The 19,514-nt window shown below is 62.2% G+C and carries 14 protein-coding genes; 10 read left to right on the top strand and 4 right to left on the bottom strand.

The features are described 5' to 3' along the window. The first annotated feature begins 109 nt into the window (after positions 1 to 109). The 4 genes from BFQ04_RS21825 to BFQ04_RS21840 all read left to right on the top strand — a co-directional run bounded on the left by BFQ04_RS21825 (position 110) and on the right by BFQ04_RS21840 (position 7,512). Entirely contained in the window at positions 110 to 3,217 is a 3,108-nt protein-coding gene (locus BFQ04_RS21825; protein WP_065952562.1) for an efflux RND transporter permease subunit, read from the top strand. Next, positions 3,214 to 4,764, top strand: a complete 1,551-nt coding sequence (locus BFQ04_RS21830) for an efflux transporter outer membrane subunit (RefSeq protein ID WP_139111956.1) — start codon at positions 3,214 to 3,216, stop codon at positions 4,762 to 4,764. The genes BFQ04_RS21825 and BFQ04_RS21830 overlap by 4 nt, the downstream gene beginning before the upstream one ends. Positions 4,765 to 5,426: 662 nt before the next feature. Then, positions 5,427 to 5,951 carry a GNAT family N-acetyltransferase gene (locus BFQ04_RS21835; RefSeq protein WP_065952563.1) on the top strand — a complete coding sequence of 175 codons (525 nt, stop codon included), beginning with the start codon at positions 5,427 to 5,429 and terminating at the stop codon, positions 5,949 to 5,951. Between the two features lie 148 nt (positions 5,952 to 6,099). Then, positions 6,100 to 7,512, top strand: a complete 1,413-nt coding sequence (locus tag BFQ04_RS21840) for an MFS transporter (RefSeq protein WP_065952564.1) — start codon at positions 6,100 to 6,102, stop codon at positions 7,510 to 7,512. On the opposite strand, the gene BFQ04_RS21845 is transcribed toward BFQ04_RS21840, so the two are convergent. Beyond that, on the bottom strand, positions 7,499 to 8,467 hold the full coding sequence (locus tag BFQ04_RS21845; RefSeq protein WP_065952565.1) for a DMT family transporter: 969 nt from the start codon (positions 8,465 to 8,467) through the stop codon (positions 7,499 to 7,501). The two genes, BFQ04_RS21840 and BFQ04_RS21845, sit on opposite strands and share 14 nt — an antisense overlap. Positions 8,468 to 8,559: 92 nt before the next feature. On the opposite strand from BFQ04_RS21845, the gene BFQ04_RS21850 reads away from it, so the two are divergent. Further along, positions 8,560 to 9,468, top strand: a complete 909-nt coding sequence (locus BFQ04_RS21850) for a LysR substrate-binding domain-containing protein (RefSeq protein WP_065952566.1) — start codon at positions 8,560 to 8,562, stop codon at positions 9,466 to 9,468. A 30-nt stretch (positions 9,469 to 9,498) separates the two neighbouring features. Here BFQ04_RS21850 and BFQ04_RS21855 read toward each other — a convergent pair whose 3' ends face one another. The 3 genes from BFQ04_RS21855 to BFQ04_RS21865 all read right to left on the bottom strand — a co-directional run bounded on the left by BFQ04_RS21855 (position 9,499) and on the right by BFQ04_RS21865 (position 11,648). After that, on the bottom strand, positions 9,499 to 10,791 hold the full coding sequence (locus BFQ04_RS21855) for a PQQ-dependent sugar dehydrogenase (RefSeq protein WP_065952567.1): 1,293 nt from the start codon (positions 10,789 to 10,791) through the stop codon (positions 9,499 to 9,501). Continuing rightward, the gene (locus BFQ04_RS21860) at positions 10,788 to 11,210 is read right to left on the bottom strand and encodes a DUF2231 domain-containing protein (protein WP_065952568.1); all 423 of its coding nucleotides are present in this window, start codon (positions 11,208 to 11,210) and stop codon (positions 10,788 to 10,790) included. Before BFQ04_RS21860 ends, BFQ04_RS21855 begins: the two co-directional genes overlap by 4 nt. A 114-nt stretch (positions 11,211 to 11,324) precedes the next feature. Beyond that, the gene (locus BFQ04_RS21865; RefSeq protein WP_065952569.1) at positions 11,325 to 11,648 is read right to left on the bottom strand and encodes a hypothetical protein; all 324 of its coding nucleotides are present in this window, start codon (positions 11,646 to 11,648) and stop codon (positions 11,325 to 11,327) included. 252 nt (positions 11,649 to 11,900) lie between these two features. On the opposite strand from BFQ04_RS21865, the gene BFQ04_RS21870 reads away from it, so the two are divergent. From BFQ04_RS21870 to BFQ04_RS21890, 5 genes are all read left to right on the top strand, one after another. Then, positions 11,901 to 12,929: a UV damage endonuclease UvsE gene (locus tag BFQ04_RS21870; protein WP_065952570.1), complete on the top strand. Its 1,029-nt coding sequence runs from the start codon at positions 11,901 to 11,903 to the stop codon at positions 12,927 to 12,929. Positions 12,930 to 12,969: 40 nt separating this feature from the next. Continuing rightward, positions 12,970 to 13,449, top strand: coding sequence for an AAA family ATPase (locus BFQ04_RS21875; RefSeq protein WP_065952571.1), 480 nt, complete (start codon positions 12,970 to 12,972; stop codon positions 13,447 to 13,449). Continuing rightward, entirely contained in the window at positions 13,446 to 14,222 is a 777-nt protein-coding gene (locus BFQ04_RS21880; RefSeq protein ID WP_371914533.1) for a nucleotidyltransferase domain-containing protein, read from the top strand. Before BFQ04_RS21875 ends, BFQ04_RS21880 begins: the two co-directional genes overlap by 4 nt. Positions 14,223 to 14,348: 126 nt before the next feature. Continuing rightward, the gene (locus BFQ04_RS21885; protein ID WP_065952573.1) at positions 14,349 to 15,758 is read left to right on the top strand and encodes an XAC2610-related protein; all 1,410 of its coding nucleotides are present in this window, start codon (positions 14,349 to 14,351) and stop codon (positions 15,756 to 15,758) included. A gap of 119 nt (positions 15,759 to 15,877) precedes the next feature. After that, on the top strand, positions 15,878 to 19,381 hold the full coding sequence (locus BFQ04_RS21890) for an AAA domain-containing protein (protein WP_065952574.1): 3,504 nt from the start codon (positions 15,878 to 15,880) through the stop codon (positions 19,379 to 19,381). The last annotated feature ends 133 nt before the right edge of the window (positions 19,382 to 19,514 follow it).

Genomic DNA, 19,514 nt, shown 5'->3' on the forward strand with positions numbered 1-19,514 from the left:
GGGGGGTTAAAGCAGTTGCAAGCGGCAAGTTTCAAGCTGCAATAGAAACGCGGGCGCGGCGCATGGCTTTAGCTTGCCGCTTGAAGCTTGCTGCTTGGAGCTCCCCCCCATGAACCTTTCTGGACCATTTATCCGTCGTCCCGTGGCCACGATGCTGCTGAGCCTGGCGATCATGTTGCTCGGCGGCGTCAGCTTCAACCTGCTGCCGGTGTCGCCGTTGCCGCAGATCGATTTCCCGGTGATCGTGGTGTCGGCCAGCTTGCCGGGCGCCAGCCCCGAGGTGATGGCGTCTACCGTGGCCACGCCGCTGGAGCGCTCGTTCGGCGCAATTGCCGGCATCACCACCATGAGCAGTTCCTCCAGCCAGGGCTCCACGCGGGTGATCCTCGCGTTCGATTCCGACCGCGATATCAACGGCGCGGCGCGGGAAGTGCAGGCGGCAATCAATGCGTCGCGCAACCTGCTGCCCAGTGGCATGCGCAGCATGCCCACGTACAAGAAGATCAACCCGTCCCAGGCGCCGATCATGGTGCTGTCGCTGACGTCCGACGTGTTGCAGAAGGGCCAGCTGTACGACCTGGCCTCGACCATTTTGTCCCAGAGCCTGTCCCAGGTGCCGGGCGTGGGCGAAGTGCAGATTGGCGGCAGCTCCCTGCCGGCCGTGCGTATCGAGCTGGAGCCCAAGGCGCTTGATCAGTACGGCGTGGCCCTGGACGATGTGCGCACTACCATCGCCAACGCCAACCAGCGCCGGCCCAAGGGCTCCCTGGAAGACAGCGAGCGCAACTGGCAGATCCAGGCCAACGACCAGTTGGAAAAAGCCAAGGACTACGAGCCGCTGCTGATTCGCTACCAGAACGGCGCGGCGCTGCGCCTGAGCGATGTGGCGAAGATCAGCGACGGCGTGGAAGACCGCTACAACAGCGGGTTTTTCAACAACGATTCAGCGGTGCTGCTGGTGATCAACCGCCAGTCCGGCGCCAACATCATCGAAACGGTGCGCCAGATCAAGGCGCAACTGCCGGCGTTGCAGGCGGTGCTGCCGTCCAGCGTCAAGCTCAACCTGGCCATGGACCGTTCGCCGGTCATTACCGCGACCTTGCACGAAGCCGAGATGACCCTGCTGATCGCCGTGGCCCTGGTGGTGCTGGTGGTGTACCTGTTTTTGGGTAACTTCCGCGCTTCGTTGATCCCCACCCTGGCGGTGCCGGTGTCGCTGGTGGGCACCTTTGCGGTGATGTACCTGTACGGGTTTTCGCTGAACAACTTCTCGCTGATGGCACTGATCCTGGCGACCGGCCTGGTGGTGGACGATGCCATCGTGGTGCTGGAGAACATCTCCCGGCATATCGACGAGGGCGTGCCGCCGATGAAGGCAGCGTACCTGGGCGCCCAGGAAGTCGGCTTTACCTTGCTGTCGATGAACGTGTCGCTGGTGGCGGTGTTTCTCTCCATCCTGTTCATGGGCGGGATCGTCACCAACCTGTTCCGTGAATTCTCCATCACCTTGTCGGCGGCGATCATTGTTTCGCTGATCGTGTCGCTGACCCTGACCCCGATGCTCTGTGCGCGCTGGCTCAAGCCCCATGTCAAAGGGCAGATGACCGGCTTGCAGCGCTGGAGCCACCGCATCAACGAACGCATGGTGGCCGCCTATGCCACCAGCCTGGACTGGGTGCTGCGCCATCGGCGCCTGACCCTGCTCAGCCTGTTGATTACCGTGGGGGTGAACATCGCGCTGTACGTGGTGGTGCCGAAGACCTTCATGCCCCAGCAGGACACCGGCCAGTTGATCGGTTTTGTGCGCGGGGATGACGGGCTGTCATTCAACGTGATGCAGCCGAAAATGGAAATCTTCCGCCAGGCCGTGCTCAAGGACCCGGCGGTACTCAGCGTGGCCGGCTTTATCGGCGGCACCAACGGCACCAACAACGCGGTGATGCTGGTGCGCCTCAAACCGATCGCCGAGCGCAGGATCTCGGCCCAGGCGGTTATCGAGCGCCTGCGCAAGGAAGTGCCGCTGGTACCGGGCGGGCGCCTGTTCCTGATGGCCGACCAGGACCTGCAATTCGGCGGCGGCCGCGACCAGACCAGCGCGCAGTATTCCTACATCCTGCAAAGCGGTGACCTCGCCGCGTTGCGCCTGTGGTACCCCAAAGTGGTGGCCGCCATGCGTGAGCTGCCGGAGCTGACCGCCATCGACGCCCGCGAAGGGCGCGGCGCGGCCCAGGTCACGCTGATCGTCGACCGCGACCAGGCCAAGCGCCTGGGGATCGATATGGACATGGTCACCTCGGTGCTCAACAACGCCTACAGCCAGCGGCAGATTTCCACCATCTACGACAGCCTCAACCAGTATCAGGTGGTGATGGAGGTCAACCCCAAATATGCCCAGGACCCGATCACCCTCAACCAGGTGCAGGTGATTACCGCCGATGGCGCGCGCGTGCCGCTGTCGACCATTGCCCATTATGAAAACAGCCTGGCCGATGACCGCGTCAGCCACGAAGGGCAGTTCGCCTCGGAAAACATCGCGTTCGACCTGGCGGCAGGCGTCACGGTGGAGCAGGGCACTGCCGCCATCGAGCGCGCGATTGCCAAGGTCGGCCTGCCGGAAGACGTGATCGCCAAGATGGCCGGCACCGCCGACGCCTTCGCCGCGACCCAGAAGGGCCAGCCGTTCATGATTCTCGGCGCGCTGGTGGCGGTGTACCTGGTGCTGGGCGTGCTGTATGAAAGCTATATCCACCCGCTGACGATTCTGTCGACCTTGCCCTCGGCCGGCGTCGGCGCGTTGTTGTCCATCTACCTGCTGGGCGGGGAGTTCAGCCTGATCTCACTGTTGGGGCTGTTCCTGCTGATCGGGGTGGTGAAGAAAAACGCGATCCTGATGATCGACCTGGCGCTGCAGCTTGAGCGGCATGACGGTATGAGCCCGCTGGAGTCGATTCGCAGCGCCTGCCTGCTGCGCCTGCGACCCATCCTGATGACCACGCTGGCGGCGATTCTCGGCGCGTTGCCACTGCTGCTCGGCGCCGGCGATGGCGCGGAAATGCGCCAGCCCCTGGGCCTGACCATCATTGGCGGCCTGGTGTTCAGCCAGATCCTGACCCTTTACACCACTCCGGTGGTTTACCTCTATCTAGACCGCGCGCGCCACCGCTTCAATGCCTGGCGCGGCGTGCGTACCGATGCTGCCCTGGACACTGCGCTATGAACGATTCAACCAACGCCAATGCACCCCGGCCCCCTGTAGGAGCGAGCTTGCTCGCGAAAAACGTGCAGACACCGCGTTCTTCCAAGCTCGGCGCGTTATCGTTGACGGTCTTCGCGAGCAAGCTCGCTCCTACAGTGGGGTTGGCGTTGTTGCTCAGCGCCTGTGCCATCGGCCCCGATTACCAGCGTCCGCCCGTGGTCGAACCGGCACAATTCAAACAAGCCCAGGGCTGGCGCCAGGCCAATCCAAGCGACTCCCTGGCGCGTGGTGCATGGTGGGAGCTGTACGGCGACCGCCAACTGAACGAGCTGGTGGTACGCCTCAACAGCGCCAACCAGACCGTCGCCCAGGCCGAGGCGCGTTTCCGCCAGGCCCAGGCCCTGGTGCGCAGTGCTCGCGGGGCGTTTTACCCGAGCGTCGACCTGAGCGTCGGCAAAACCCGCGCGAGCCAGGGCACCGGCAGCAGCAGCGCCAGCCTGAGCAGTTCCAGCAGCGGTATTCGCGACACCCTCAATGCGCAACTGGGCGTGAGCTGGGAAGCTGACGTCTGGGGCAAATTGCGCCGTGGCCTTGAAGCCAATGAAGCCAGCGCCGAGGCCAGCTCGGCAGACCTGGCGGCGATGCGCCTGAGCCAGCAGTCGGAACTGGTGCAGAGCTACCTGCAGTTGCGCGTCATGGATGAACAGACGCGTTTGCTGCAAGCCACGCTGGACACCTACCAGCGCTCGCAGCAGATGACCGAAAACCAGTACCGCGCCGGTGTCGCCGGCAAGGACGCCATCGCCCAGGCGCGAACCCAGCTCAAGACCACCCAGGCCAGCCTGATCGACCTGATCTGGCAGCGTGCCCAGCTGGAAAACGCGATTGCGGTATTGATCGGTGAAGCGCCGGCCAATTTCAGCCTGGCCGTCAGCAAGGACATCCCGGCGTTGCCGCAGATTCCTGTCGGCCTGCCGTCGCACCTGTTGGAGCGCCGCCCGGATATCGCGTCGGCGGAACGTTCGGTGATTGCAGCCAACGCCAACATCGGCGTGGCCAAAGCCGCCTATTACCCCGACTTGACCCTGAGCCTGGCGGGGGGCTACTCCAGCAGCACCTATGAAGACTGGATCAGCCTGCCGAACCGCTTCTGGTCGGTAGGCCCGAAGCTGGCCATGACCCTGTTCGACGGCGGCCAACGCTCGGCGGAAGTCGACCGTAGCGTGGCCAGCTATGACGAAACCGTGGCCAAGTACCGTCAGACCGTGCTGGACGGATTCCGCGAAGTGGAAAACTACATGGTGCAGCTCAAGGTGCTGGCCGACGAAGCGGTGGTCAGCAACGAAGCGCTGGAGTCCGCCCGCGAGTCGTTGCGGTTGACCGAGAACCAGTACAAGGCGGGGCTGATTGCCTATCTGGACGTGGTTACCGTGCAGGCAACGGCCTTGAGTAACGAGCGCACGGTACTGACCTTGCTGCAGTCGCGGTTGGTGGCGAGCGTGCAGCTGATTGCGGCGTTGGGTGGCGGATGGGATGGGAATACACGGCCGGCTGATCAGGATAAGTAAGGGGTAGCTCAATCTCGTGTTGGCCTATGCTGCATAGGTATCTACACAACGTTGGTATGACACCGACATGTGGCGAGGGAGCTAGCTGCCGTCGTCTCCCAGGCGACAGACACGCCTCGGTCAATGTGGGAGGGGGCTTGCCCCCGATGGCGGCCTCTGGGCCGACCAGGATGTTGGGTCGATCCCGGTGCAAATGTGGGAGGGGGCTTGCCCCCGATAGCGGCCTCAGGATTGGCCAGGATGTTGGATCAGACCGAGTACATATCCGTTTCTGCGGTAACGGCTGCTATAGGTTCCGCTTTTACAGCGGGTCACTTTTGGAAAAGAGCCCCAAAAGTAACCAAAAAGGCTCTTGCCCCACCACTCGGCACCTCGCCCAGGCTCGGTGTGCCCGAACGCAGGCTTGAATCCGTGGGCCGCCGCAATGGGCCATCCCTGGCCCAGTGCGGCTAACCCGGCGTCCTGCCGGGTTGCCCACGGATTCAAGCCTGCGTTCGGCCAGCGTGGTTTAACGGGGCGCCTGAGATCAAAAGCAGATCAAGATCAAGATCAAGAGCGGCTCGCTTCGCATCGTGGTGACGGGTGGGCGCTACAGAGTTGTGTAAATGCCTATGCTGGGTGGGTTGAGAGCCATTAGTTTTTTACCCCAGTGGAGCCATCTGATGCCAGACAGCGTGTCACGTCTCGTCTATCGCACACCTGTTCCGGAAGACGTAGAGCGTTTATTCGCCATCTTCGGCGATCCCCAGACCAACCTGTTCAATCCTGCCGGCCCCATGGCCGGTATCGAGGACGCCCAGCGCCTGCTGGGCCGATGGATCGAGCAATGGTCCAGCGAGGGCTACGGCTGGTGGGCGATTGCGCGGCGCGAGAGCCCCGAGCAGATCATCGGTTTCGGCGGCATTGCACCGCTCGAGTATCTAACCGCGCGGCGCATTAATCTCGGTTATCGATTCGCCGTCGAAGCCTGGGGGCAGGGCTATGCCACCGAGGTCGGACGCGATGCCTTGGCGCTGGCGTTCGACTCGCTGGGTTTGCCTGAAGTGTTCGGCCTGGTACGGCCGGATCATGCGGCGTCGATCCGGGTGTTGGAAAAAATCGGCTTGCAGCCATTCGGCCTGCTGGACGATGTGCCCGGCCAAGCGCCTAGCCTGGTAATGCGCGCCTGTCATCCTACAACTCCCTAAGCCTGAGTTTCGTCTCTCCCCTATATACCTTGGCTGACCTTGATTTTTCAGATTGACACCGTCAGAACAGCTCGATATAAAAGTCGAAGTTGTACGACGACATATGACATTACATATGTCCTACCTAACAAAAATAAAAAGTGATGCCATGAATCTGAACGAGCCCATCAGTGCCCATCGTGTCGGCCAGGCGGTCGGCAGCTATCGCTGGACGATCTGCGCGATGCTGTTTTTCGCCACGACCGTCAACTACCTCGACCGTCAGGTGCTCAGCCTGCTGGCGCCGCAGTTGTCGACGCAATTTGGCTGGAGCAATACCGATTACGCCAACATCGCGGCGGTGTTCCAGTTCGTCTACGCGATTTCCATGCTGTTCGCCGGACGCTTTGTCGACAAGATCGGCACCAAGGCCGCTTACGTCGTGGCGATCGGCATCTGGTCCACCGGCGCGATCATGCATGCGTTCTCGGTGCAGATGGGCGAGGGCATTGCGGCAGTCAGCAGTGCCATCGGCCTGGCGGTGATTCCGGTGTCGATTGCTGGCTTCATGCTGTCACGCGCGGTGCTGGCGATTGGCGAGGCGGGCAATTTTCCCATCGCGATCAAGGCCACGGCTGAGTACTTCCCCAAGAAAGAGCGCTCCTTTGCCACCGGCATCTTCAACTCGGGGGCCAACGTGGGCGCGATCCTGGCACCGATCTGTGTGCCCTTGATCGCTGGCATGTGGGGGTGGGAAGCGGCCTTTATGGTCATCGGCATGCTGGGCTTCGTGTGGGTGGCGGTCTGGGCCGCGGTGTACGAAAAACCTGAGCAGCAAAAGCGCCTGTCGGCCGAAGAGTTGGCCTACATTCGCAGTGATCAGACCGTACAACCCTTCGCATCAACCTCGGCGGGCCCTGCGGGCGCAACCGCGAAAAAAGTCTCATGGTTCAAGTTGCTCACCTACCGCCAGACCTGGGCCTTTGCCTTCGGCAAGTTCATGACCGACGGCGTGTGGTGGTTCTTTCTGTTCTGGCTGCCCACGTTCCTGTCGGCGCAGTACGGCATGAAGGGCGCCGATATCGTGATGCCGCTGGCCGTGCTGTACAGCATGACCATGGTCGGCAGCATCGGTGGCGGCTGGTTTCCCAGTTATTTCATGGCGCGGGGCGATGCGCCCTATGATGGCCGCATGAAAGCCATGCTGGTGATCGCGTTGTTCCCGCTGGTGGTGTTGCTGGCGCAGCCGTTGGGCTACATCAGCTTCTGGGTTCCGGTACTGCTGATCGGCGTGGGTGCTTCGGCGCACCAGGCATGGTCATGCAATATCTTCACCACGGTGTCGGACATGTTCCCGCAGAAAACCGTCGCGTCGGTGGTCGGTATCGGCGGCATGGCAGGCGGCCTGGGCGGTGTGGTGATGACCAAGATCGGCGGCTGGGTATTTGACTACTACAAGTCCATCAACGACATCCACACCGGCTACATGATCATGTTTGCGATCTGTGCCCTGGCGTACCTGGTGGCGTGGAGCGTGATGAAGGCGCTGGTGCCGCGCCACAAGGAAATCACCGACCTGTAGCGCGGCCTGGAAACGTCGCATCGGCCAGAATGATCCGCACCGACATCATGACGCCGACCAGCACTGCGGCCAGCCCTGCTGTTTCCATGGGGGTTGGCCAGCGCTGATGAAACCAGAGGCCGAGTAGCGTGGCGAACAAGGACTCAAGCGCAATCAATTGGCCACTGAGCACCATGGGCAGGCGCCGCGTTGCCGCATTCCAGGCCCAGGCACCGACGACGGTGGACATCACGGCAATCACCAGGCTCCAGGCATACAGCGCCCATGCCTGGCTCCAGCCAGCGCCCAGGGTTGGCAAGCGCAACAGGCCCGTCGCGTATGTCCATGGGAGGATCAACAGCGCTGCGACACCTGCGCCCGTCAGCATCAGGGCGGTCCACAGGCCTGTTACGTTGGCGGGCAGGTGCGCCATCTGCTTCTGGTTGATCACGCTGAAGCCCACCCATAAGGCCACCGCGACCAAGGAGAAAAACAGCCCGGCCAGCCAGGATTGGGGGCTCGGAGAGGGCTGGTGGACGCTGCTGATATTGGTCAGCAACAGCCCCACCGTGATACAGCACAACGGCCTCACCAATTGGCGCCAGCGCAGGGTTTTATGGCTGGAGTTGCCGAGCAGCGCCAGTAGCACCGGTACCATCCCAACAAACGCCGGCGTCAATACCGGGCCGCCGACTATCACGCCGGCAGCAATGCATACGCCATAACCCAGGCAACCCCATGCGCCCAGTACTGCCGCGAGCAGGCATTGGCCAAGGCTCAGCGCACGCAGTTGCGCGCGGCACAGGATCACCCCGGCCACGCCCAGCCCTCCGGCCATCAGAAAGCGCACGCTCATCAGGTCGTAGATGCTGTAGGCGCCTGTGACATAGGGCGCAATGAAATTCAGCGCCCAGCCGAGGGTGGCGACCATCGCGAATATCACGCCGGCAATTACAGGGGAGGGGAAAGTGCTCATCAGGCTGATCCATGAAGTAATGGGTCCATGGTGCCCAGCCACGCGGGTGTGCTACAAACGAGTTCTCGGTCCTGAGTACATAACCTGAGATTATGAATCTACTTGGAAAAACCCTACCGCCTCTTGCCAGTTTGTTGCCGTTTGAAGCCGCAGCGCGCCTGGAGAGTTTTTCCAGGGCGGCCGATGAACTGCACATCACCCAGGCGGCTGTCAGCCGGCAGATACGCGGGCTGGAAGACAATCTTGGGGTGAAGCTGTTCTGCCGACGCAACCGTGCAGTGTTCCTGACTCAAGAGGGGCGTGAGTTGGGGCGGGTGGTCAGCCTCGCGTTGCAAAGCATCAGTGAGGGCGCGGCCAGCCTGAGGGCGTCCCCGCGGCGCAATCGGGTGGTGCTGCTGTGTCAGCTGTGCGAGGCGTTTTATTGGTTGATGCCGCGGTTGGCGACGTTCCACCAGCAATACCCGCAGATTGAAATCCAGGTGGTGACCTGCACGCGGCCGATCACGCAGTTCAATGACCCTTTCGATGTCGCCCTGCAAAGTACCCGGCGCGCCAGTGGCGCCCACGCGCTGATGTTTACCGCCTCCGATGAAGTGTTCCCGGTGTGCAGTCCCGCTTACCTGTGCCCGGAACAACCGCTGGCGCTGGCTGAATTGGCGGCCTGCACGTTTTTGCACCACAGCAGCGAACCTCCGCACTTGATGGCGTGGGATGAGTGGCTGAACGTGTTCGGTCAGTCGTTGGCCCGTGACGCGCGCAGCGTCACGTTCGACAGCTACCCGCTGATGTTGCAGGCCGCCGTGGAAGGACATGGTATGGCCATGGGCTGGCGTCGTACCGCAAGCAGGCTGATTGAGAGTGGGGCATTGGTCAGGCCCTGTGCCGAGAGCGTGTTTTTGCCAGAGGCTATTTCGGTCTACAGGCAGCAAGGGGCAGGCAATCGGGATGAGGTCGTGGCACTGCTGGCCTGGCTCGAGGCGCAGTTGCAGCGTGACGGCTGACAGGGGCGCGACGGCCCCTGTCATCCCTGGTTATTGATTACGTGTCACGCGCCAGACCGTATTGGCCAGGTCATCGGCAATGATCAGCGCGCCTTTCGGGTCGACTGTCACGCCCACCGGACGCCCACGGGTCTCGCCGTCGTCACCGCGAAAGCCGGTGGCGAAGTCGACAGGCTCGCCGGCCGGTTTGCCGTTGCTGAAGGGCACGAAAATCACTTTGTAGCCCACCGGATTGTCACGGTTCCAGCTGCCGTGTTCGCCAACGAATACGCCGTCGGCGAATTTTTCGCCCATGGCCGGGATGGAGAAATCCACGCCGAGTGCGGCTACGTGAGAACCCAGGCTGTAATCCGGTTTGATCGCCGACGCGACCTTGGCCGGATTCTGCGGTTGCGCACGCGGGTCCACATTCTGGCCCCAATAGCTGTAGGGCCAGCCATAGAAGGCGCCTTCGCGTACCGAGCTGAGGTAATCGGGCACCAGGTCCGGGCCCAATTCATCGCGTTCGTTGACCACGGTCCACAACTGCCCCGAGCCTGGCTGGATGGTCAGTGCCGTCGGGTTGCGCAGGCCGGTTGCGTAGGGTCTGTGCGCGCCGGTGGCGGCGTCGATCTGCCACACCATCGCCCGGTCGATTTCCACTTCCATGCCGCGCTCGGTGATGTTGCTGTTGGAGCCGATGCCGACGTAGAGCTGGCGTCCGTCCTCGCTCACGGCCAGGGATTTGGTCCAGTGATGATTGATCTGGGCCGGCAGGTCGGTGACTTTGGTCGGGGCGCCGCTGGCCTTGGTCTGGCCGTCGGTGTAGTCGAAGCGCACCAGCGCATCCTGGTTGGCCACGTACAGTTTTCCATCGGCGTAAGCCAGGCCATAGGGCGCATTGAGGTTGTCGGCGAAGACGGTCTTGAGTTCGTAGGTGCCGTCACCGTCGGCATCGCGCAACAGGGTGATGCGGTTGCCGCTCTTGACCTTGGTATTGCCCTCGGCCTTGATCAGGCTGGCGATCACGTCCTTGGGCTTGAGTTTGGCCGCGCTGCCGCCACGACCTTCGGCAACGAGGATATCGCCGTTGGGCAGTACCAGGGTCTGGCGCGGAATGGCGAGGTCGGTGGCAATGGCCGTGATGCTGTAGCCCTGCGGTACCTTGGGTTTCTGATCGCCCCAGGCGGCCGGCTCGGCGATTTTCATGCTCGGCAGCAGGCTGCTTTGTTGCGCTGGCAGCTTGGGATCGGGGCCGTGGACCTGGGTCTTGTCGCCTTCACCACCGCAGGCGCTCAGTACCAACGCTGCGCTTAACAAGGTCAATGTGCGGGTGGTTTTCATTGGGCAGCTCCCGAGCGCAGGTTAGTCAGGCCGATCCAGGTCGCCAGCATCGCCAGCAGGGTGACGACTGCCGACAGCACCAGGCCGGTCGGCATCATGGCGTAGGCATCCTTGGCGTGCTGGAAGGCGTTGATCAGCCCCAGCACCCAGGCGGCCAGTAACAGGAGAAAGTAGGCCGCAGGGCGCCCGGCCTTGCGGTCGGCGCGCAGCAGATTGACCAGCGCGAACAACAGGGCAAATCCACTGAACACCAACGCACCGGCGATCAGCCAGGAGGCGAAGTTGGCCCATTGGATCTGGTAGGTCTGGCCGTAGGCAACGTCACTGAGCAGGGCGCCCAGGAACAGCGGCACGCTGCCGGCGAGCAATGTCGCATGCAGCGGGCCTGGTGTGCAGCGATAGGCGGGGAGGGTAGTCATGGGCGGTGCAGCTCCTTATCGTTCGGCACGCCTTGGTGGCAGGTGTGCGATGACTTTGCAGAGTCTTTGCATAGAGACTTGCTTAGGAAAGGAGCGTGTCGTTTGTGAGAAAGTTCACTGGGGGTTCGTGTCGGAATGTTTATCGAACCAGTCGGCGTAGGGTGTGTTCACCACCTTGTAGCGATTGAAATCCGGGCTGCCATCCGTCCACCACACAGGCCCGCGCTCACCCAGTGCGACCTTCGCGCGCTGTACCTGCTCGCGGGCCTGCTTCAATTGCTGTGGGTCGCCGCAGGCCTTGGCCGCTTTGACGGCACGACGTGCATCCATCAACGCATCCACCCAGCGCTGGCGTGCGGGCTCATCCAGCGCCGGGTTGGTGCGCCGCCAGAGTCGACCCTTGAGCACGAAATAGCGCCCATCCGGGGTGTTAATCATGGTGCCAGCGCAGCACCCGCAGCACGCCCCACATCATCGACATCACAATAGCCAGCCAACCGGCGAACAGGCTGAAGAGTGTCATTGCAAGGTTCATAACCACCTCTCTAACGTCGTCGTTCCAATGTTGTCCTGCAATAGGTGACCCCCTTCAGGGCGCAGGATTCAACCGAATTTGACGAATGAACCCTTGGCAGCATCCATCGCCTAAGCCTCTATAATCTCCCCGATGGCATATCACCAGGCGCTCCCATGACCCACCCCCGCATCGGCTTTGCATGCCAATACAAGCATCCGGAACGACTCCCGTCCGCCAGCGCCCTGAAGGTGATCGAAGGCCCGTTCAACCCGCGTACCACCACGCTGCGCTGGATGGACAGCGTCGAGCCGCAGGTGGCACGCGGCAAACTGGTCGAGGTGGTCACGCACAATCTCGCCGCCCAATTGCGCCTGCTGGCCTACGTCGCCGAACTGCCGCCGACCTTGCGCATGCTGCGCCTGAGCAGTGATCTGTTGCCGTTCTACAGCCATCCGAAAGTCGCCGCCGTGTATCAGGACCCTGCCATCGCGCGCCAGTTGCAGGACGGCTTTGCCGCCATTGGCGCGCTGGCGCGGGCGTCGGATATCCGCCTGTCGTTTCACCCCGGCCAATACTGTGTGCTGGGCTCGGAAAACCCAGGCGTAGTGGAAAACAGCCTGGCCGAATTCGAATACCACGCCGACATGATCCGCATGATGGGCTACGGCCGCCGCTTCCAGGACCTCAAATGCAACGTGCATATCGCCGGTCGCCTGGGCGTGGCGGGTACCCGCGCGGTGTGGTCGCGCTTGTCCGACGTGGCGCGCAACTGCATCACCTTTGAAAATGACGAGAAGACCTACGGCCTGGACCATTGCCTGCAAGTCGCTGACCTGGCGCCGGTGGTGCTGGATATTCACCATTGCTGGATCAACGAGGACGAGTACATCGACCCGCACTCGCCCCGCGTCGCCAGGGTGATCGACAGCTGGCGCGGCGTGCGCCCGACCCTGCATTACTCCCAGCCCCAGGAAAGCCTGCAGGCATTGGGGTTTGACGCCGAGCACAAACTGGAAATGACCGCCTTGTTGAAGGTGGTTTCCAAGCGCGACCTCTACGGCCACAGTGCGCAAATGTGGAACCGCTGGACCAACGACTATGCGCTGCAGTTTCTGGATCGCTTCGACATCATGCTTGAAGCCAAGGATAAGAACGTCGCGGCACTGGCGTTCTACAGGTATTGGCAAAGCCAATCGGCCTGAACCATGGCATGCTTGACGGCCTGACAAAAGGAACCGTCCCATGGCTACCCTGCATCTGCTCTGCGGCAAGATCGCGTCCGGCAAATCCACCCTTGCCGGCCGTCTTGCCACCGATCACGCCGCTGTCCTGCTCAGCGAAGACCACTGGCTTGCTACGCTGTATCCCGGCCAGATCCAGACGATTGCCGATTACCTGACCTGTGCCCGGCAGATTCGCGGTGTGGTGGGGCCACTGGTGATCGATCTCCTGAAGTCCGGCGTCAACGTGGTGCTGGACTTTCCGGCCAACACCCTGGCCAATCGCCAATGGCTGCTGGGCCTGGCCCAGGCTGCCCAGGCACTGCATTGCCTGCATTACCTGGAACTGGATGACGCCGCCTGCCGTGCGCGGCTGCACGCACGCAACGCCAGTGGCGAGCATGACTTTGCAGCAACCGACGCCGAGTTCGACCTGATTACCCGCCACTTTTGTGTGCCGAGTGAGGAGGAGGGGTTGGTGATCGAGGTGCATCGGCCGTGAGCGCCGGACACTCCATGGGTGTAGACCTTAATGGCCACGTGGTCAGCGTCGGCACCGTCCCTGTGCAGCCCGAGTTCGAGCCTTTACTGAAGGATGTGTTGGCGACGCTTTCACAGCCCGCATTCGGCCTGGAGGGTATCTACCTGTACGGCAGTGTCGCCCGGGGTGATGCCAATGCCGAAGAATCCGACCTCGATCTCACCCTGATCCTGCGTGACCCACCCAAGGCCGCGGTGCTTGAACAGCTTGAGCTGGCGCGGCTGGCGCTGGAACAGCGGCATTCCTGTGTCAGCAAAATCGATTTCGACATCGGCCACCGCGCACAGGTATTGGCGCCGGAAAACCACAATCGCTGGGGCTTCTGGCTCAAGCATCATTGCCGGTGTGTGTGGGGCGATGACCTTGGGTTGCGGTTCGAGCCATTCCGGCCAAGCCGGGACATCGCCCTGGCGCTCAACGGTGATTTTGCGCAGGTGTTGTCAGGCTATCGCGCGTCTATCCTGCAGGCCGCGACCACACCGCAGCGCCTGCGCTTGCAGCGCGAAGCCGCACGCAAGTTGATCCGCTCCACGCATACGCTGCGTTCACCCGACGCACTGATGTGGCCGCAAACGCTGGAGGAGCATGTGACGCTGTTCACCCAGCGTTATCCCACCAGGGTCGCGCAAATCGCGTATTTTCTCTTCGAAGCCAGAAACCCAAGCGCCGAGTGCGCGGCATTTTTGCAGCGTCTTGACGCTTTTGTTGAGTGGATGGCTTCGCAGTCGGAATAAATCAACACCTGGGGGCAGGAGGGCGATCGGCACAACTGAAACGGTGTAGGCGCGTAGCGATTTGTTCGATGCATCCAGCATTTGCCTTTACACTGCGGGCCCCGATTTTCAGCAAGGATGCTTTGAATGCGTTCGCTCGTCAGCGCCGTATGCCTGTTTATGACCTTTTCGGCCAATGCCCTGGCCGAGCCGCGCTCGTTTTCGCTCAACGATCCCAGCGGTCATTACCTGGTGGAAGTCCTGTTCCCGGATGCGCCTCAAGACCTGCAACAACTGGCACCGGCACTTATTACCCTGCGCGACAAAACCACCCTCGACATCCTGCAGCAGTTGCACACCCCGGCCGGCAATTTGCCGCTGGACCAGAACGGCAAGACCGATGCCTATCGTTTGATGGGGCAGTACGGTCTGCTGTACTTCCTGGATATCGACGCCGACGGCCGCCAGGATGTGGCGATCCGCAACGGCAGCAGCGACGATGACGACAGTCAGTACCACTACGATGTCTACCTGCAGGACCCGCACCAAACGCAATGGCGGCGCAATGGCCCGTTGTCGGCGCTGGCGAACGAAACCTTCGGCGGGATGTTTTCGGTCACCCCGAACGACGGCATCATCCATTCCCAATCCGACCGAGGTTGCTGCTGGACTCGTGCCAGTCGCTTGCAGATGCGCGGCGGCGAGTTGGTGCGACTCGGTGCCTACACCCAGGAGCAGGTCCCGCCCACAGAGTTTGGCGAAAACTCCAGCATGCCCGGCGGCTATATGCTGCGCACCACCGGCGAGTGGAAAGACGGCCAGTGGGTGGAGACTTCCCGGCTCGAAGGGCCGGTCAACGAAGACCCGCAATACCTGGTCGGTACGCTCGACGGCAAGATCCCGGTGCAGCTTTGGTACCAGCAGCAGGGCGCGGTGCTGATTGGCGAGTTGCGTTATACCAGGAGCGGCAGCGGCAACCCGATCAAGCTGGTGGGCGACCAGGACGAGTACGATGGCAAGCCGTTTGTGTACCTGCACGAGTATGCCGATGACGGCCATCAAACCGGCATCTGGCGCATCACCCGGCAGACCGTCGCACCTTATCTCTACAGCGGTACCTGGGTCAGCGACGCCAAGGGCAGCCCGCGCGAACTGGCCATCGACCTGCGCTACGAGGACCGCGAGCCGGAATACAAAAAACTCGGCGATGTACCCCGCGACCAGCGCAGTGGCCACTACCAGATGCGCGATGACTTCCTGGGCCGCGACGGTGACCTGGAGCTGAACATCCTGCCCGAGCGCGATGCCCAGGGCCGGGAAATCGCCGAATTGAGCCTGACGCTCAAAGACGCCGGCACCTCCAAGGTGATCGTCACGGCGCAGCACCGCGTGCCGATGGAAACCGACAACCTGATCATCGTGCGTGAACCCCTGGCGCCCAAATCCAACGGGCCATATCACATTCAACTGGTGAAGAACTTTGCCGTGATCAATCACAACTCGGCGCCGGACGCGCAGGATTATCTGACCGGAATGTACCGCAGGCAGCCGCGTTGACGCCCGATAACCCAAGACACAGGTGATTGTCCACCTACGCACGGAACCGTTACCCTCGGTTTTGACTTTTCTAGCCACCGACCGTAACAGTGAGTCACGGTCTGCACCGAATCAGGACGATGAACGACTACTCTCTGAAGCTTGCCAACTACTGGCGAAACTCGCTGGCCGACGCGGAAAACGGCAACGGTGCCCTGTCCCCCAGCCATGTCAAAACCTACGCGGTCGTACCTTTGGCCGCCCTGGCCGCCGGTTGTCTGCCGGTCGAGCAGGTGGACCTGCTATTCGCCGGCGAACCGGCGCAACGGCTCCATGTAGATGTCACGCTGCGCCCGTTTGTGTATGCCTCACGCCAGGAACACCGCATGGCGCGCAGAGGGTTGCCGGCCTTTATCACACCGATCATTTGCCGGGTGTCAGTCACCCGTGACGGGCTCATCTATCCGACCGGGCCCACGCTGGTACCCCGCGACATCCTGGAACCGTTGGACCGCGACAATTTCACCATCGGCGCCCAACCTGACCTGGACAGGTTTTTAACCGCGCAAGACGCGCCCCGGTTCGAAGTGCCAGCCCCCGGCATAGAGGTGCAGCCGGACGAATATCGTGACAAATGGCTCACCTACCTGCGTTATTGCAAGACGATGTTCCAAACGGTGTGCAACGCCTGGAACGGCGCGGACGACGGGTTCGATCCGGCCAGCTATTGCTACGTGTTCAAGGAACAGAAGGCGGACGGTTTCAGCCGCAATATCGTTGCGCTTTACGATCACTTGCGCCTCGGTAAACCGGAGGCGCCATTGTACGAGCGCTTTGCACAACGCGAACCCACGCCCGATGAACCCTGCCTGCCCGCCAATGGCCTGTTCGCCGGACGAGGCGGGCATGCCGGTGACGAATACGCGCTGGCGCCGGCTCAACGCGACAGCCTTGCGCACCTGCTGGCGGGTAACACCGGGGATATCCTCGCGGTCAACGGGCCGCCGGGCACCGGCAAGACCACGCTGCTGTTGTCCGTCGTCGCATCGCTCTGGGCCAGGGCCGCAGCCGAGGGCGGCGAGCCGCCGGTGATCGTTGCCAGTTCGACGAACAATCAGGCGGTCACCAACATCATCAAGGCGTTCGGTAAAGACTTCTCCGAAGGCACCGGCCCCTTTGCAGGGCGCTGGCTTCCCGATATCAGCAGCTTTGGCGCCTACTTTCCGACGGCCTCGGCGGAAGCGGAGATGGCCCGCACCTACCAGACCAAGAGCTTTTACCTGGCGCTGGAGACACAGGCCTATGTCGATAAAGCGCAGCAGGCTTATCTGGAGCACGCCGCCATCGCTTTTGCGGGACAGTCGCAGCCCACGCTCAAGGGCACTGTCGACGCGCTCCAGGCGCGGATTCGCCTGCGCCTGCAGCAACTGAGTGATATCGAGCAGGGGTGGGCCCGATTGCGGGTGGCGCGCGACGCCCTCAAGGCCGTGCTTGGCGATGATCCACCGGCGGCGATTGCGGGTCTTGACGCTCAACTGCGGGGGCTGTCCGAGCGGCTGGAGAATGCCAAGGCACGCCTGAAAGCCTTCAGGCATTACCTGGCCCATGAGTCATTGCTGTATACGCTGTTCGGCTGGTTCGGCCCGATTGCCGCCAAGCGCCTGCGCCTGGCCAAACTGCACATCGATGAGGCTGACGCACAGCTGCAGGATGCCACCGATGTGCATGACATAGAGCGCCGATTGACGGCTGCGGTGGCGCATCACGCACAAAGCCTGAAAACCCTCGAAACCCAGCGTGAGCGTGTGGAGCAATTGCTGCGTGACGAACAGCGTGAACTGTCGAACTGGCAGGCGGTGATTGGCCGGTTACCCCAGGCCGCCGGCAAGCCCGCCGCGCTGGTGACGTTGGAAGATTGCGACCGTTGGGCCGACACCTCATTGCGCTTCGAGACCTTCCTGCTGACCACGCATTATTGGGAGGGCCGTTGGCTGCTGGAAGTCATCGACGAGCTGCCGCTGATTCTCAAAAGCCGCAACAAAACCGGCCGCAAGGCGTTGGAGAAAAACTGGCGCCGCTGGATGAAGCTCACGCCCTGCGTCGTGGCCACGTTCTACCGGCTGCCCGCAGAGCTGTCTTGCAAGCGCCATGACGGCAATGGCTATGTCGACGATTACGCGCTGAATTTCATCGACCTGTTGATCGTGGACGAAGCCGGCCAGGTGCTGCCCGAGGTGGCGGCGCCGTCGTTCGCCCTGGCGCGCCAAGCGCTGGTGATTGGCGACACCCAGCAGATCGAACCTATCTGGTCGGTGCCGCCGGCGGTGGATATCGGCAATCTGCTCGCCGCCGGCCTGGTGTCGCGCAGCCGCGTGGACGATGAGTACGAGGCCTTTTGTGACAGCGGACGCAGCGCTGCCAGTGGCAGCGTCATGGCGATTGCGCAGTTCACCAGCCGCTATCATTACGACCGCGACCTGGCGCGCGGCCTTTACCTGTACGAACACCGCCGGTGTTATGACTCGATCATCGATTACTGCAACGCGCTCTGCTACAAGGGCAAGCTGCAACCGCGGCGCGGCGCCAAGCCCGACGGCGGCCTGCCGGGGCTGGGGTACCTGCATATCGACGGGATGTGCCAGCAGAAGCAGGGCGGCAGCCGCCATAACCTGCTGGAAGCCCAGACCATCGCCGCCTGGATCAAGGCCCATGAACAGCAACTCACCCAGCGCTACGGCAAGGCACTCTGGGAAATCCTCGGGGTGATCACACCGTTCGGCGCCCAGACGCAGGCCATTACTGAAGCGTGCAGCGCGCTGGGTATTCGTACCGGCAAAGGCGACGGCGAACTCACCGTGGGCACCGTGCATTCCTTCCAGGGCGCCGAACGGCCGGTGGTGATTTTTTCCGCAGTGTATTCCAAGCACGCCGACGGGCCTTTTATCGACCGCCGCGACAGCATGCTGAACGTGGCCGTCTCCCGCGCCAAGGACAGTTTCCTGGTGTTCGGCGATATGGACTTGTTCAGCCAGGTACCCGCCAGCAAGCCGCGCGGGAGGCTGGCGCAGTACCTGCTGAACAACCCGGAGAACGAGCTCGCATTCGATTTCCAACCCCGGGCGGATTTGCTCACGGTGCGCACCGGCTTGAGCCACCTGCATGAATTTGCCGAGCATGATCGGTTCCTGTTGCAGACGCTGGAAACCGCGCAACAGCAGGTCCAGATCGTGACGCCTTGGGTGCGGCTGCGCGGGATGCACGAAAGCGGCGCCCTCCAGGCCATGTGCGGTACCGTCCAGCGCGGGGTGCCCGTAACGGTGTATACCGACTTGCGCTTCAACACGGACATCGGCTACGGCAAGTCCGACGGTGATCCAGGCAAAATCGCCGAATTCAAGGATGCGCTTGCGACCCTCAAGCGTCACGATGTGCAAGTGCGCGTGGTCAACAAGGTGCACAGCAAACTGGTGATGGCCGATGAGCAGTTGCTGTGTGTTGGGTCGTTCAATTGGTTGAGCGCGGCGCGCTCGGGCGATTACGTGCACCATGAAACGTCCATGGTCTACCACGGGCCGGACGTCAGCAGCGAGCTGGCCATCAACCGCAGGAGCCTGGCGCAACGCCTGAGCTCAAGCCAGCCCTAGTCCCGCGCAACGCTATGCCAGCGGCCACAGGCGGTTGGCATAGCGCTACCGATCAGCAGCCCATGCGCAAAACCCTGCGACTTCCCGGTGAAAATCTTCATAATGGCGGCCATTTTGTTTAGCCCGTTATTCT

Origin of the sequence: Pseudomonas sp. 37 R 15 (genome assembly GCF_900004865.1) — a bacterium.
GTDB classification, from domain to species: domain Bacteria; phylum Pseudomonadota; class Gammaproteobacteria; order Pseudomonadales; family Pseudomonadaceae; genus Aquipseudomonas; species Aquipseudomonas fluorescens_AM.